The following is a 1467-nucleotide window of genomic DNA, read 5'->3' as shown; positions in this document are numbered from 1 at the left end:
CGGCGGCCGCTTCCCCGCCGGTCGTGGGTGGTCCGATCCGGCGGGGAAGCGGCCGCCGCCGGGGTGCTACGCCTCCTGCGGTGACGGTACGACCCTGCCCGTCACCTCGCCCAGTGCGATGTTCGTGCCGTTCGGGCCGGGGGCCCAGGCTGTGAGGGTGACCTCGTCGCCGTCTTCCAGGAACGTGCGTTTGCCGGTGGGGAGGTCCAGGGGGTCGCGGCCGTTCCAGGTGAGTTCCAGGAGGGAGCCTCGCTGGTTCGCGGCGGGGCCGCTGACCGTGCCGGAGCCGTAGAGGTCGCCGGTGCGCAGGGAGGCTCCGTTGACCGTCATGTGGGCCAGTTGCTGGGCGGCGGTCCAGTACATGGTGGAGAACGGGGGCTCCGCGACCACATGGCCGTTGACGGCGACCGAGATGCGGAGGTCGTAGCCGCCGGGGTCCTCGGTGGAGTCGTCCAGGTAGGGCAGGAGGTCGTGGGTGCGGGGCGGCGGGGTCACGCGGGCCTCGTCGAGGGCGTCCAGCGGGGTGATCCACGGTGAGACGGACGTGGCGAAGGACTTGCCGAGGAAGGGGCCCAGCGGGACGTACTCCCAGGCCTGGAGGTCGCGGGCCGACCAGTCGTTGAGGAGGGTCACGCCGAAGACGTGGTCCCGGAAGGCGGAGAGGGGCACCGGGTGGCCCATGCGGGTGGGCGTGCCCACGACGAAGCCGACCTCCGCCTCGATGTCGAGGCGGATCGAGGGGCCGAAGACCGGGGCCGGGTCCGCGGGCGCCTTGCGCTGGCCCGAGGGGCGTACCACCTCGGTGCCGGAGACCACAACGGTGCCGGACCGGCCGTGGTAGCCGATCGGCAGGTGCTTCCAGTTGGGGGTCAGGGGGTCCGGTGAGTCGGGGCGGAAGATCTGGCCGACGTTCCGGGCGTGGTTCTCCGAGGCGTAGAAGTCGACGTAGTCGGCGACCTCGAAGGGGAGGTGGAGCGTGACCTCGGTGAGGGGGTGGAAGAAGGGGCTGATCGTCTCGCGGTGGGAGGGGACCGTCACCCAGGCCGTGAGGGCCCGGCGGACGTCCGACCAGGCGGTGCGGCCCGCGGCGAGGAGGGGGTTGAGGGTGGGGTGGCCGAGGAGGGCGGCGTACGGGGAACCCAGGGCGCGGGCCGCCGCCGCCGCGTCCAGGACGTGGTCGCCCAGGCGGACGCCGACGGTGCGGGTGTCGGAGTCCGAGAGGGAGAAGACGCCGTAGGGGAGGTTGTGCGGGCCGAAGGGGTGGCCTTCGGGGACGTCGAAGGGGGGCATGGGGTGCTGCCTCGCTCTCGTGCGTGCCGGCGTTCCGTCTGGTCGCGGCACACGTTACGGGGCGACGACGGGAACGGGGAGTGTCTAAAGAGTTCGCAATGTCCTGATAGGGGAGGGTCGGAGTGGATGATTCCGGCTTAGCGTCCTGTGGGGGCACGGACGGGGTGGGTCCGGGTC

1 protein-coding gene is annotated in these 1467 nt (G+C 72.2%); it reads right to left on the bottom strand.

The window, feature by feature from the left end; genetic code table 11:
* Window positions 1-66: 66 nt before the first annotated feature.
* The gene (gene fahA, locus AOK23_RS43750) at window positions 67-1290 is read right to left on the bottom strand and encodes a fumarylacetoacetase (protein WP_055717897.1); all 1224 of its coding nucleotides are present in this window, start codon (window positions 1288-1290) and stop codon (window positions 67-69) included.
* Between the last annotated feature and the right edge of the window lie 177 nt (window positions 1291-1467).

The organism is Streptomyces torulosus, assembly GCF_001419765.1.
GTDB classification, from domain to species: domain Bacteria; phylum Actinomycetota; class Actinomycetes; order Streptomycetales; family Streptomycetaceae; genus Streptomyces; species Streptomyces torulosus.
Note: the sequence above shows the minus strand (reverse complement) of the source record. Positions and strands in the feature narration are given on the sequence as shown.